This window comes from Alcaligenes sp. 1735tsa3 (assembly GCF_024134565.1).
Taxonomy (GTDB): Bacteria; Pseudomonadota; Gammaproteobacteria; order Burkholderiales; family Burkholderiaceae_B; genus Alcaligenes; species Alcaligenes phenolicus.
Map to the genome: position 1 here is coordinate 3,225,079 of NZ_CP099862.1, position 12,292 is coordinate 3,237,370.

Below are 12,292 nucleotides of genomic sequence, written 5' to 3' on the forward strand. Positions count from 1 at the left end.
TATTAGGAGAATTATGATGCAACGCAACAAATTCCATAATATGAAATGGTCGCGCGCTTGGCAAGCGCTATTTTAGCGCAGGGCTCAAGCTCCCGCCCAAGTCCAGCACCTGCTGGCGCAAATAGGCCAAGGCCTCTGCCGCCGGTTCCGGCTCCCCTTTAACGCCCAGATCAATATGTGGCTGTCCGCCCGCTTCCCCCACGCTGGGCAGGCTAAACGCTTTCACACCTGGCCAATTCAACTCTACATGCTCCATGGCCGGCGTAATACGCGACTCTGGCAAGTTAAAGGCCAGGAAAGAGTGTTCGACTCGATGAGCCAGATGGTGCAGTTCCCGATAGCGAGTATCCAGCGTCCACTCCATCATAGGCCAGGCCATCACAGGAAAACCCGGCATGAAGGTGTGATTGTGAATGAAAAAACCGGGAATCTTGTTGTAGACGTTGGGCACAATTTCGGCACCCACCGGGAACACACCCATCTGCAGGCGCTGCTGGTTCTCGGGCAAGGACATATCTGCACTACCCACGCCATTACGCTCATTTTCAGCACAGCGCTCAGCAATCAAGGCTGCGGCCTCGGGATGCAGCTTCAGCTCCACACCCAAAGCCTTGGCCGCCGCCTGGCGGGTTTGATCATCCGGTGTCGCACCAATCCCACCACAGCAAAACACAATATCCGGCGTCGCAAAACTGCGCTGCAGGGTGGCGGCAATCGTATCCAGGTCATCAGGGATGATCTGGGCGCCCCCCAGTTGCAAGCCCCTGGCCCCCAGCAGCTCGATCAGTTTTGAAAAGTGTTTATCGTAGCGACGTCCCGACAGGATTTCGTCGCCAATAATAATCAGACGAATAATGGCTTGATCCTTAGTTGTCATGGTCAATAAGCGTAGTAGAAGCCGCTGCTGCCTCGTGCTGGCGCAGGCGACGAAGATTTTCCAAAGAGAAGTGGGCAAATACCAGAGCCGAGAACACAGGCAAGACCAGCCAGGCCGGTGGAATCAGGTTCAAAAGGGCAAAGATCAGACCGATCAACCAGTACTGGCTATTCAGACGGGACCACAGATACTTGCGCTCTTGCACATTCGCGTGCTCAACCAGGGAATCCACCCGCAACATGCGCGTCAGGGCAAAAACCCACCACAGCACGGGCAAAATCAGCGCAAAAGGAGGAAAAATCCATAACGGCAAGGTGACCAGCCAACCCATTACAAACAAGGTTCCCACCCACACCGCGTTCCAGACGCTGTAGACCGTGGCATTGTGGCCTTGCTTGACCAGATCGGGATAGTCTTTCTGCTGCAAATGGCCCAGGACCAAAGGCATGACCAGCACAGCGGCAATAATCAGGCCCAACACACCGGCCAGAGGCAACAAAATGCCTAAAGCCAACAAGGGCGCCAGATACACTTTCAGCGAGAACAGACCCAAGCCCACCAACCACTGATCCACGGATTCAAAGGCATTCCAGCCCCCCAGCAGCTCCAGCAACCAGGTCTGAATGGGGGTCCACAATAGCCAGCTCAGTAAAATCAGGCCCACAAACATGATCAGGAAAGGCATGACCAGGGCCACCAGCATGCGTGGCTGAAATTGCGACACCAAAGAACGCTTGAAGGCGATGGAGATGCTGGCCCAACCACCAGCAGGGCCCGATCGCGATGGGGCAGACGAAGATACGGACATACTGCTCCTGCTAAGCAAAATCGATTACCCGAGTATCATAGACACAGTCGCTTCTTTTTGTCTGTATGAAATTATGGCCTTGTTCAACGCCCAACACGATCTGACCGCCCTGGCGGCCCACCTGCAAGCCGAACCCGATGCTTTGTTGATTGCCTGTTTCTGCGCCGAATGGTGCAAAACCTGTCAGCAGTATCAACCCGCTTTTGAGGCTTTGGCCACACAGTTTCCCCAGGCTTGCCTGATCTGGATTGATATTGAAGAGCAGCCCGAGCTAGTGGGCGATGAAGATATTGAAGATTTCCCCACGCTGCTGATCCAGAACGAAAATGGGACCGTTTTCTACGGTCCCATGCTGCCTCATATCGAACATCTGGAGCGTCTGGTGCACAGCATCTCCGAACGCAGCCCGGTCGTTGATGCCGGGCCTGGGGATTTGCGCGCCTTAGTAGCGGCCGCCGCCTAACAGCACACCCACCGAACGCTTGCGCGTTGTATTGGAAGGAGTCGTCACCGCTGGCTTGGGCGCAGCAGCGGTCGATGGCTCGTAAGGCTTGAGGAAAAATTCATCCACGGGTGGCGTGTTCGACTGATACGAACGACGCTCGCCACGCTCGTGACGGTTGGAACCGGAACGGGACGAGGAGGCAGCCGCTGGCAGATCCAGCTTCAGACGTGGCACAGCCGTGCCAATCAGCTTCTCAATTTCTTGCAGCAAATGCTCTTCATCAGGAGCCATCAGGGCAATGGCTTCACCCGAGGCGCCAGCACGACCAGTACGGCCAATACGGTGCACATAATCTTCAGCGTTGTACGGCAAGTCCACGTTGATCACGCAGGGCATACCGGCCACGTCCAGACCGCGGGCGGCCACATCGGTTGCCACCAATACATCCACACTGCCGCTCTTGAAGGCGTCCAATACCTTCATGCGCTCCAGCTGGCTTTTATTGCCGTGGATGGATTCCGCCTTGATGCCTTCACGCTCCAGATAGCGGGCCAGTTGACCAGCACCAATCTTGGTATTGGAAAAGACGATAGTCTGGGTCAGCTTCTTGGTCTTGATCAGATGCGCCACGGCACGACGCTTCTCGTCCGCCGACATGGGGTACACCACCTGGGTGACTGTCGATGCGGTCGCGTTACGGGCAGCCACTTCGATCTCGACCGGATCATTCAGAAAGTTGCGGGCCAGCTTGCGGATTTCCTTGCTGAACGTCGCCGAGAACAACAGGCCCTGACGATTCTTCGGCAGCAAGGAAACAATACGGTCCAGATCGGGCAGGAAGCCCATATCCAGCATGCGATCAGCTTCATCCAGCACCAGAATGCTGACCTGGCTTAAATTGATCGTGCGCTGATCAATGTGATCAAGCAGACGGCCTGGGGTGGCGATGACAATTTCAACACCACGGCGCAGGGCCTCTTTTTGCGGTCCAATATCCACACCACCGAACACTACCGTCGAGCGCAAGGGGACCGATTTGCTGTAGAGCGCAATGCTCTCGGCCACCTGGTCGGCCAGCTCGCGTGTTGGTGTCAACACCAAAGCCCGCACCGGGTGGCGGGCGGGCGAAGCGCTGGTCGTGGCGTGCGCCATCAGACGATTCAGGATAGGCAAGGAAAAGGCTGCCGTCTTACCTGTACCCGTCTGTGCTGCCCCCATGACATCACGGCCGGCCAGCACCACGGGAATCGCCTCGGCCTGAATAGGCGTAGGCTTGGAATATCCCGCCTCGGTAACGGCGCTTAATATTCCAGGGTGCAGACCGAAATCAGCAAACGTAAGGTCATTGGGGGTCGAAGGAGTTTTATCTGTCATGTACGCAAAAAGTCGGCTTGCCACCAGTGGCAAGCATTTGTAACAATCCTATTTTAACTTATGCCCGCCTGCCTCACAGCAGTCACGGGCATGTCAGTACTCGGTTCAGGATTTTATGGCATCACGGCACGTATCAGCCAGAACGCCACCATCCCGGCCACGATTACCCAAACAGCGTTACGGGTACGGATGAACACCAGCACAGCCACCAGGCAGGCCAGAGCTTTAATATCCAATCGGGGGGTGTCGCCGTAAGCCCAAGGCAAAAGTTCCGGGATAATGATTGCTGCCAGAGCAGCTACCGGAGCAAAGCGCAAGGCGCGCCGCATACGTTCGGTCAGGGGCAGCAAATCACCAAACATGAAATAGCCGGAGCGGGAGAGCAAGCTGCACAACACCAACAGGGCGATTGCACCCAAAACGTACCAATCATACTGCCAATCGCTCATCACCGTGCATCCCTATGCCGTTGCAGTTGTTCTGCCGCCACGCCAGCCAGCACTCCGCCAAGCACCGCTGCCACCAGCCCCAAACGCAGGGGCAGCGCCTGTCCGACCCATGCAATCACGCTGGCCGTAATCAAACAGGCCCACATGGCACGGTTATTGACCAAGGGAATCAGGAGCGCCAACAAGGCCAGAATGGCCGCAAACTCCAGCGACCAGGAAGGCGGCACATAGGCACTGAGCACAATGCCCGACAAGGAGGCAATCTGCCAGCTTAGCCAACCAGGCAGGATGATTCCCAGGTAATACCAAAGATGCTCGCGCGAGCCGCGCTCTTTGGAGTCGCCATACTTGGACATGAACAGCACAAACACCATGTCACTGGTGATATAGCCCAGGCCCAGGCGTTTCTTCCAGCTCAGATGACGAAAAAAAGGCTGCAAGGCCGCTCCAAAAATAATGAAGCGAATATTGACGATGAACCCGGCAGTGAAAATCAACCACAAGGGCGCGTGGGACTCGATCAGCGGCAAGGCCGTCAGCTGGGCCGAGCCCGCATACACAAACAAGGTCATCAAGGTGGCTTCAAACCCGCTCAAGCCGGACTTGACCATGGCCACGCCCGTTACAAAGCCCCAGACCACAGTGGCAATCAAGGCGGGAATAAAGTCGATGAAACCGGCGCGCATGTGTACACGATCCTGTGCACTAGGCAACAAGGCCGATAATCTTGTGATGGCTGACACGCCGTCTCCTGAGATGTGCTGCCCGCAAGCTGTAAACAGCGGCGGCAGCTTTGCTTATGATTTTTCTTATTCTAGAAGCAAAACCGAGGCACGAACATCTTGCTCTGTTGATAAGGTCAAGAAAAAACAGGCCGGGTCTTGCTACAATCGCTAGTCTACGCACGTAAAGTTCGGCACCGCCGTTGCGTGCACGGTATTCTTACCTCTCTCATTGTTATCAGGAACCTTATGAGCGCCGCTATCGAACCTAAAAAAGCAGATCACGAACTGATTATGGTCGGAGCCGACGATCTGCCCGTGCACTGCCCCCGTCCAGGTGGCACACTGTGGAACATGCACCCCCGCGTGTATATCGATATCAGCAAGACCGGCGAAGCCGCTTGCCCTTACTGTGGTGCCCGCTACCGCCTGAAAGAAGGCGAGAAGGTTCACGGTCATTAATTTCTGAATCTGGCTTCGTTGGACCCCACTGCTCCCCCCTCTGGCAATGCGATAGAGCCGGGCCCTGTGCCCGGAGCTGACGCGCAACCCTGGCGTCATGCCGATACGGTTGCCCGTCTGGATTCCAGCGCCTGCCCCCTGCCCGCCTGGTTGCCTGGCGGACACATACAGACCATTCACGGGGCATTTTTTGCCCGCCATCACCATATCGCCTTTGTCCGTCAAAGGATTGATACACCCGATGGCGACTTCCTGGACCTGGACTGGACCGGGCCTGGTCTGTTTGCCGACAAGCTGGCCAACGGTGCCACCGCCCAACCCGACGCCCACTTATCCCGCACCGCCGCCCGTCGCTGGATGCAGCCTCAGGATTGGGTCAGCCTGCCCAGCACGGCCGATACCCATGCCCTGATTCTGTTTCATGGGCTGGAAGGCAGCAGCCGCAGCCATTACATCCAGGCAATCGCCCAGTACTTCCGCGCCCGTGGCTGGATTGTGGTGGTCGCCCATTTCCGGGGCTGCTCAGGCTTCCCGAATCGCATGGCACGCGCCTATTACTCGGGTGACTCGGAAGAAATCAGCTTTATCCTGAATACGGTTCGAGGCCATCTGCCCAATGTGCGCTGGCACGTAGCCGGCACCTCGCTGGGCGGCAATGCCATGCTCAAATATTTGGGGGAAGCGGGTGATGAAGTGTCCTGGTTGCAGGCATGTGCATCCATTTCGGTACCACTGGATCTGGTCGCTTGCGGCCGCTACCTGTCCGAATCCCGAATGGGCCGCTGGTTTTACTCGCCCTATTTTCTGAAAAGCATGCGCAGCAAGCTGCAGGACAAGGCTCACCGTTTTCCAGGCATGGTCGATACTGCCCGCTTGAATCAGGCCCGCACCATACGCGACTTCGACGACATTTATACCGCGCCCATGCACGGCTTCAGCCATGCGCTGGATTACTGGACGCGCGCATCCAGCAAGCCTTTGCTGCGCAATATCAAAATTCCTACGCTGGTTTTGAATGCTCGCAACGATCCTTTCGTGCCGCACACCAGTTTGCCGACCATTCAGGACTGCTCGGACTCCATCCTGCTGCATCAACCTGCCGAAGGCGGGCACGTCGGTTTCATCACGGGCAGCATCCCCGGCAATATGGGTTGGTTACCCGCAAGACTGGCCCGCTTCTTTGAAACCAATAGCTAAGATCGGCTAAAGCGGGCCTGCGGGCTCATCAGGAGCGGAAACGCTCCAGCAAGATACGCTCACTTTCCACACGTTCACGCAATTGACGAATCTGCGTATCCAGCTCGGATTGCTGATAGAAGTCCTGGGTCAAATTGCGCGCCTGCTGCAATTGCTCCACAGCGGTAGGCAGAGCCCCCACTAATTCATAGTACTCAGCCATGGCACGTCGGGCCTTTACACCGTCGCCCAAACGATCATAGGTTTGTGCCAGCAACTGATGCAGCTGGGGTTCATCAGGCCATTGCTTGATACGCTCCATCAAGAAAGCCTGCGCCTGATCGTTTTGCCCCAATTGCTGCAAGACCTGCACATAAGCCAAAGCCACCCCTTGGCTCTTGGGCCAACGCTGCCAGGCCTGCTTGGCCAAATTCAAAGCACCTTGCACATCTCGATCGGCAATCGCAATGCGTATACCCAGGGTATCCAGCTCCGGAGCCTGGAATTTGCCCTGTCCCCGCGCTTCGGTCAGATGCGCACGAGCCTGTTCATAATCCTGACGGCCTTGCGCAATATAGGCCAGACCGTACTGCGCCGCAGAGCGCTCCAGATCACTTTGTGACTGGTTCGTACTTTGTAGCGCCTGTTCCAGAACACGCAAAGACTGCCCCCCCCCAGCCTGCATCACCATCAACTTCGCACGGATATACCAGAACGAAGGGGTGTCCTGATAATTACTGGCTGGCAGACCGCGTACCCGGTTACTGATGTCCGATTCACGCTGCTGAGACATGGGGTGAGTGCTGGCGTACTCATTGGCTGTCGCGCGCTCATTCAGACGCGAAGCCGCGGCCAGACGCTGAAACATCTGCACCATGCCTTGTGGCTCATAACCAGCCTTGAGCAGCATCTCGAAACCGACGCGGTCAGCTTCTTGCTCGGCCTGACGAGAAAAACCCAGCTGCCTATCCACGGCCGCTGCTTGTCCGAAAGCAGCCGCCCCCATAGCCAGATCACCACTGCCCGCCAGGGCCCCCAACAAGGCTCCGGCCAGAGCAGCAATCAGCAAATGGTTGCTTTGCGCACTTTGGGTAATACCGCGAGCCACGTGACGTTGCGCTACGTGGGCAATTTCGTGAGCCAGCACCGAGGCCAATTCGGACTCGGACTGTGAAGCCGTGAACAGCCCGCTATGAATACCGATATAGCCACCGGGCAAGGCGAAGGCGTTGATGCTGCTATCACGCAGGGCAAATACCGTCACTGGCTGCGCCATGGCAGGACCGTACTGGGCCAGCTTGCGGCCCATATCCGTCAAATACTGATTGATATCCGGGTCCGAGACATAGTCGGGTGAACGCCTGCCCTGCTCCATGATGGCATTGCCCAAAGTCCGCTCCAAAGCCGGAGACAACTCGGCACCCGAAGCTGCTCCCATTGAAGGGATGCCCACAGGCTGCGCCTGCACAGGCAACACTGAACCGAAAGCCAGCGACAAAGCCAGACATAGAGAAAGCGCGGAACGGGCGGGTTTAAACTGCATGGATACTCCCGACAAAATCAATTGGCCCTGACCATCATAGCGCTTGTCCGCTTGCGAGATTCTGGCAAACGGTGACGCGCTGACAGGCGCATCAAGGTGCCCAAGGCATACAAAAGGCCAAACACTTCAACCAGACCGGCCAGCACCCACATAATCAGGCCACCCATGACCTGATCAGCCAGCGCATCCATACCCGGAATGGCACGACCGCATAAATCGAAAATCGGATAAAGGTCGTATTCAGTAAATGTGATGATGGCGCCCACAATCATCTGCGGCACCATCGTAATAACCGGCGAAAGTATACGCCCACCCACCGACAGCCGGGCCGGTGGTGAAGGCCGACGATCCAGAATCAGGTTCCAGTACATGATCCCGCTGATGACCACAGACCAATTCATCAAACGGTACAAACGCCAGTCCAGCATGGAATAGAACTGCACCGTAGGCAGCATCCATATCAGGACCAGGAAAACAAACAGAAAGGCGACCAGTATCGGGTTGGTCAGGACAGCCTGAACACGTCGGCCACTGGGTCGGCGCAACCATTGAGCCAAAGCCCGCCGCCAGCTCAACGGCAGTCCCGCACGCAAGGTTTGACCGGGATAGGCACCCATCAGGAACAAGGGGCCCAGATGATGCAAGATCAAATGCTGGGCCCGATGGATGAAGAACATGCGCTCAGCGTAATAGTCCAGGCGCGTGTGCAAGGAAAGGTAGAGGAGAATCAGGCCAATCCAGAAGAAGGACTGGCGCAAAAGATTGGGGCGGTGTACTTGCCGCCCCCGGACGTACAAAGCGATGACCAGCAAGAAGGTCAAAAGCAGAACAGGAGAAAACTCCCAAGGTGTCAGCCAGTCGAGCAAGGACATAGCAGCGCCATCCGCAACAAATCCAGTTGCGGTTTAGTTTATAGCAATACGCTCCCGCCCTGCCCACTTCACATTCAGCACACCGGGATAATCCCGAATCAGCCGGGCGCGCTGCATCAGTTCTGCACGCAGTTCAGGCGGGCAAGTCAAGGTCACGCACGCGGTATCGTGCGTATCGGAATGGTCTACCTGCACATTGGCCACGCGGATGCCTGCGGTATTCAGGTCCGAGTAAATACGACGCCGGATCTGGGCCAGATCGCCACGAGGGCAGACAACCGTCAAACGGGAGACGGACAAAGGGGCACGAGCACGCAGGGCAGAAGCCTGGATGCCGGCACGGCGCAAAAAGAGATCAAAAATACGCATACATTCCCCCTATTGCACATAAAAGTTGCAACACATCAGGATTCGGAAAGCCAAAGGCTTTCTAGAGAATGAAATGGCGGGGAATTTAAGACAGCAGAACAGCCGCCTGAGATACCACGCCCTGAAACTTCCAGGACGCGGCAAGCTGTGAAGGAATCAGCGGGCCTGAACGCGCCTGGACATAGATAGGTCGAACATAGATCGACTAGCACTGTCGCCGGGGTCGGGATTCACCACACAGCTCCTATAAAACCAAAGAACCCGTATTGTAACGTGCGCAAGGCAGCGCCACAAGGGCAGCCCTGTGAAAAACCTTTACTTTACAAGGCACTTGATGTGTTTAATACACAGACAAATCCAGCCAGCCCATGTAGCGATAAAAGGCCATGATGATGTGTACCAGCCAGAACAGGCTGATGTTGGCAAAGGCAACCGTAGACACCACTGCCGTCAACACACTGGGCCAGCCATGCTGATTATGCTGATCGCTTTGCGGGTTGTAGAGGGCGTCAAACTTTTCGGGGCTACGCAGCGCCAGAATCACGGCCTCGATAATCCCGGCACTGACAGGCAAGATCAGCAAATTGGGAAATAACGAATCCAGCCCCTGCTGAAACACCAGCGTTCCCAGAATGGCCAGGCCAGTAAACACCAAAGGGACATACCAAAAGCGTCTGCCCAGATAGCGATGGTGCGCACCCACCATACCTAATAAAAGAGACAGCCACGCGGCGGTGACTTTATGGCGAAAAGGTTTGGTCTGTTCAAATGACAAAGTCTGCTGAGACATGCAGGGCATCCGATCCGGGCTTGTGCTGCCAGCCATTGCGCACAGCTGTCATTTGCTTAAAGCCAATTTGACAGCCACCTTCCCGTACAATACCTGAATTACTTCCTTGCCGTCATGAGGTCCCCCATGAATGCCACCGACTACGACATCGCCATTTGTGGCGCCGGTCCCGTAGGCGCATCTTTGGCGCTAATGCTGGCTGCCCAGCACCCAAGCCCGTCACGCATTGCCGTTCTGGGGAAAAACTTCGATCTGGCCAGCACCGAACATGCTCAGGGCGATCCACGCACGCTGGCCCTCAATCACGGCAGCCGTCGTCTGATTCTGAATCAGCTCAAAGCCTGGCCCGAGCGTGCCGCCCTGATGCGCACCGTGCATGTTTCCCAAAAAGGACGCCTGGGTCGCTGTCTGATTCAGGCCGACGAACTGGGCGTACCTGACCTGGGCGCCGTGGTTCATTACGATGCTTTGCTCTGGACCTTGCACGCCCGGCTCCGGGACAGCGGCGTTACGCTACTGCCCGCTCAGCAAGCCCGCACCCACTCCGCCCCCAAACAGATTCTGCTCGACCACGATGCGGGTCAGGCCACAGCCTTGATTGCCGTACAGTGTGATGGCGTCCGCCCTACCGGCGTGCGACGCGATTATGGTCAACATGCCTTGTTGACGACGGTGCGCGCCAGCCAGCCTCAAACCGGCTGGGCCTACGAGCGCTTCACCGAGCACGGCCCCTTTGCAGCTCTGCCCCACCCTGACGCTCCCGATCTATATGCCATCGTCTGGTGCAATAGCCCGGAACGCAGCCAATCCTTGGCCGAGCTGCCTGTTCAAGAGTTCCAGGCCGCCATGCTGCAAGCCTTTGGAGAGCGCCTGGGACATCTGGAGCTGGTGTCCAAGCGTCACATCTTCCCGCTTGCCTTTCATGCTGGCCCCAGTCGCTTGTCCGAACGCCTGCTGGCAGTAGGCAATGCCGCCCAGACCTTGCACCCGGTTGCCGGTCAGGGTCTGAACCTGGGCTTGCGTGATGTCGCACAATTGTCACAGTGTCTGGCCGCCTGGCAAGCAGATTGCAGCCAGAACCCCGATCCCTTTTTGGCCCGCTATGCCCGTTTGCGTCGCCCGGATCGCTGGTTGACCGCTGCCATCACCGACACCTTGCCGCGTCTGTTCGCCACCAGGAATCCATTGATCCAGCATGCATGTGGTCTGGGACTGTTGGCCATGGACACCCTGCCCTTCGCCCGGCAGCCATTTGCCCGGCAGTTGCTGCAAGGAATGCGCGCCTAGGCCCACCTGCGTTACAGGCCCCGATGCGGGGCCACCCCTTATTCTTCTTGTAAGTCCTTGCCCACGAACCCGTGTCGCAGGGTTAAAATCTTCCCCATGCGTATCGGCCCCTGGACCCTTCCTAACCCTATTTTCATTGCCCCCATGGCTGGAGTCACAGACAGACCTTACCGTCGTCTGTGCAAGACGCTGGGCGCCGGTTATGCCGTCTCGGAAATGGCCGCCAGCAACAAGCGCTTGTGGGATAGCGTGAAAACGTCACGACGTCTGAATCACGAGGGTGAAGCGGATCCGGTGGCTGTACAGATTGCCGGTTCCGACCCTGAAATGATGGCCGAAGCCGCTGTGTTCAATATCGGCAAAGGCGCTCGCATCATTGATATCAATATGGGTTGTCCGGCCAAAAAAGTCTGTAACGTGGCCTCGGGTTCCGCCCTCTTGCGTGACGAGCCACGCATCATTGAAATCCTTGAACACGTTGTCAAGGCATGTACTCCCTACCAGGTTCCGGTTACACTCAAGACCCGCACCGGCTGGGATGCGCAATCGCGCAATGCTGTTCGTATTGCCCGCTTGGCCGAGGATATCGGCATCGCCGCTTTGACTCTGCATGGCCGCACCCGCTGCGACTTCTACCAGGGCCACGCCGAATACGACACCATACGCGAAGTCAAAAACAGCCTCTCTATTCCGGTCATCGCCAATGGGGATATCGATAGTCCCGAAAAGGCAAAATTCGTACTAGAGTACACCGGAGCGGATGCCGTCATGATCGGTCGAGCCGCGCAAGGACGACCCTGGATTTTCCGGGAAATCCTGCATTACCTCGAACATGGCGAACATCGTGCAGCCCCCACCTTCGGCGAACTGCGCGATTGCATGATCGAACACCTGCAAGACCATTACGCTTTCTATGGGCAGCACACTGGAGTACGTACTGCCCGCAAGCATATAGGCTGGTATTTGTCGGATATGCCGGACTCCCGACACTGGCTGGACCAGATTAATCGTATCGAAAACTGTGCAGATCAATTAGAAGCCATTACTCACTGGTTTCAAGAATGCGACCTGGACCAGCCCTACCTGCAATAACAGACAGCTGTGTGGCTCTTTTGTAT

At 56.7% G+C, this 12,292-nt stretch carries 14 protein-coding genes; 5 read left to right on the forward strand and 9 right to left on the reverse strand.

Features of this window, described 5'->3' with window-relative positions:
• Window positions 1-67 precede the first annotated feature (67 nt).
• Together NIZ92_RS14940 and NIZ92_RS14945 are read right to left on the reverse strand one after the other, a co-directional pair.
• Entirely contained in the window at window positions 68-877 is an 810-nt protein-coding gene (locus tag NIZ92_RS14940; RefSeq protein WP_035271923.1) for a molybdopterin-binding protein, read from the reverse strand.
• Window positions 867-1,685, reverse strand: coding sequence for an EI24 domain-containing protein (locus NIZ92_RS14945; RefSeq protein ID WP_254002189.1), 819 nt, complete (start codon window positions 1,683-1,685; stop codon window positions 867-869). Before NIZ92_RS14945 ends, NIZ92_RS14940 begins: the two co-directional genes overlap by 11 nt.
• Before the next feature lie 73 nt (window positions 1,686-1,758).
• Between NIZ92_RS14945 and NIZ92_RS14950 the strand changes: the two genes are divergently transcribed.
• Entirely contained in the window at window positions 1,759-2,148 is a 390-nt protein-coding gene (locus NIZ92_RS14950) for a thioredoxin family protein (RefSeq protein ID WP_009460093.1), read from the forward strand.
• On the opposite strand, the gene NIZ92_RS14955 is transcribed toward NIZ92_RS14950, so the two are convergent.
• The 3 genes from NIZ92_RS14955 to NIZ92_RS14965 all read right to left on the reverse strand — a co-directional run bounded on the left by NIZ92_RS14955 (window position 2,128) and on the right by NIZ92_RS14965 (window position 4,639).
• Window positions 2,128-3,504 (reverse strand): DEAD/DEAH box helicase, encoded by a 1,377-nt coding sequence (locus NIZ92_RS14955; protein ID WP_080748056.1) that lies wholly within the window; start codon window positions 3,502-3,504, stop codon window positions 2,128-2,130. The genes NIZ92_RS14950 and NIZ92_RS14955 overlap by 21 nt on opposite strands.
• A 113-nt stretch (window positions 3,505-3,617) precedes the next feature.
• Entirely contained in the window at window positions 3,618-3,953 is a 336-nt protein-coding gene (locus NIZ92_RS14960; RefSeq protein WP_254002190.1) for an AzlD domain-containing protein, read from the reverse strand.
• Entirely contained in the window at window positions 3,953-4,639 is a 687-nt protein-coding gene (locus tag NIZ92_RS14965) for an AzlC family ABC transporter permease (protein WP_009460096.1), read from the reverse strand. Before NIZ92_RS14965 ends, NIZ92_RS14960 begins: the two co-directional genes overlap by 1 nt.
• 285 nt (window positions 4,640-4,924) lie before the next feature.
• Between NIZ92_RS14965 and NIZ92_RS14970 the strand changes: the two genes are divergently transcribed.
• On the forward strand, window positions 4,925-5,137 hold the full coding sequence (locus NIZ92_RS14970) for a zinc-finger domain-containing protein (RefSeq protein WP_021446957.1): 213 nt from the start codon (window positions 4,925-4,927) through the stop codon (window positions 5,135-5,137).
• Between the two features lie 66 nt (window positions 5,138-5,203).
• Window positions 5,204-6,334, forward strand: a complete 1,131-nt coding sequence (locus NIZ92_RS14975) for a YheT family hydrolase (RefSeq protein WP_254002191.1) — start codon at window positions 5,204-5,206, stop codon at window positions 6,332-6,334.
• 28 nt (window positions 6,335-6,362) lie between these two features.
• Here the strand turns inward: NIZ92_RS14975 and NIZ92_RS14980 are convergent, their stop codons facing one another.
• From NIZ92_RS14980 to NIZ92_RS14995, 4 genes are all read right to left on the reverse strand, one after another.
• The gene (locus NIZ92_RS14980; RefSeq protein ID WP_035271918.1) at window positions 6,363-7,856 is read right to left on the reverse strand and encodes a M48 family metalloprotease; all 1,494 of its coding nucleotides are present in this window, start codon (window positions 7,854-7,856) and stop codon (window positions 6,363-6,365) included.
• Window positions 7,857-7,873: 17 nt separating this feature from the next.
• On the reverse strand, window positions 7,874-8,728 hold the full coding sequence (locus NIZ92_RS14985; RefSeq protein WP_009460099.1) for a cytochrome c oxidase assembly protein: 855 nt from the start codon (window positions 8,726-8,728) through the stop codon (window positions 7,874-7,876).
• A 33-nt stretch (window positions 8,729-8,761) separates the two neighbouring features.
• Complete coding sequence (locus tag NIZ92_RS14990) at window positions 8,762-9,097, reverse strand: hypothetical protein (protein WP_003803097.1); 336 nt, start codon at window positions 9,095-9,097, stop codon at window positions 8,762-8,764.
• Between the two features lie 340 nt (window positions 9,098-9,437).
• The gene (locus NIZ92_RS14995; RefSeq protein WP_226349517.1) at window positions 9,438-9,887 is read right to left on the reverse strand and encodes a hypothetical protein; all 450 of its coding nucleotides are present in this window, start codon (window positions 9,885-9,887) and stop codon (window positions 9,438-9,440) included.
• Between the two features lie 126 nt (window positions 9,888-10,013).
• On the opposite strand from NIZ92_RS14995, the gene NIZ92_RS15000 reads away from it, so the two are divergent.
• Window positions 10,014-11,174 (forward strand): FAD-dependent monooxygenase, encoded by a 1,161-nt coding sequence (locus tag NIZ92_RS15000; RefSeq protein ID WP_254002192.1) that lies wholly within the window; start codon window positions 10,014-10,016, stop codon window positions 11,172-11,174.
• Window positions 11,175-11,270: 96 nt separating this feature from the next.
• Window positions 11,271-12,266, forward strand: a complete 996-nt coding sequence (gene dusB / locus NIZ92_RS15005; RefSeq protein WP_035271912.1) for a tRNA dihydrouridine synthase DusB — start codon at window positions 11,271-11,273, stop codon at window positions 12,264-12,266.
• Window positions 12,267-12,292 lie beyond the last annotated feature (26 nt).

Bases quoted from the DNA above. Each gene is read 5' to 3' on its own strand.
- NIZ92_RS14950 (WP_009460093.1), top strand. From the start codon at position 1,759: ATGGCCTTGTTCAACGCCCAACACGATCTGACCGCCCTGGCGGCCCAC.
- NIZ92_RS14985 (WP_009460099.1), bottom strand. From the start codon at position 8,728: ATGTCCTTGCTCGACTGGCTGACACCTTGGGAGTTTTCTCCTGTTCTG.
- NIZ92_RS14945 (WP_254002189.1), bottom strand. From the start codon at position 1,685: ATGTCCGTATCTTCGTCTGCCCCATCGCGATCGGGCCCTGCTGGTGGT.
- NIZ92_RS14990 (WP_003803097.1), bottom strand. From the start codon at position 9,097: ATGCGTATTTTTGATCTCTTTTTGCGCCGTGCCGGCATCCAGGCTTCT.
- NIZ92_RS14965 (WP_009460096.1), bottom strand. From the start codon at position 4,639: ATGCGCGCCGGTTTCATCGACTTTATTCCCGCCTTGATTGCCACTGTG.
- NIZ92_RS15000 (WP_254002192.1), top strand. From the start codon at position 10,014: ATGAATGCCACCGACTACGACATCGCCATTTGTGGCGCCGGTCCCGTA.
- NIZ92_RS14970 (WP_021446957.1), top strand. From the start codon at position 4,925: ATGAGCGCCGCTATCGAACCTAAAAAAGCAGATCACGAACTGATTATG.
- NIZ92_RS14940 (WP_035271923.1), bottom strand. From the start codon at position 877: ATGACAACTAAGGATCAAGCCATTATTCGTCTGATTATTATTGGCGAC.
- NIZ92_RS14995 (WP_226349517.1), bottom strand. From the start codon at position 9,887: ATGTCTCAGCAGACTTTGTCATTTGAACAGACCAAACCTTTTCGCCAT.
- dusB (WP_035271912.1), top strand. From the start codon at position 11,271: ATGCGTATCGGCCCCTGGACCCTTCCTAACCCTATTTTCATTGCCCCC.
- NIZ92_RS14960 (WP_254002190.1), bottom strand. From the start codon at position 3,953: ATGAGCGATTGGCAGTATGATTGGTACGTTTTGGGTGCAATCGCCCTG.
- NIZ92_RS14955 (WP_080748056.1), bottom strand. From the start codon at position 3,504: ATGACAGATAAAACTCCTTCGACCCCCAATGACCTTACGTTTGCTGAT.
- NIZ92_RS14980 (WP_035271918.1), bottom strand. From the start codon at position 7,856: ATGCAGTTTAAACCCGCCCGTTCCGCGCTTTCTCTATGTCTGGCTTTG.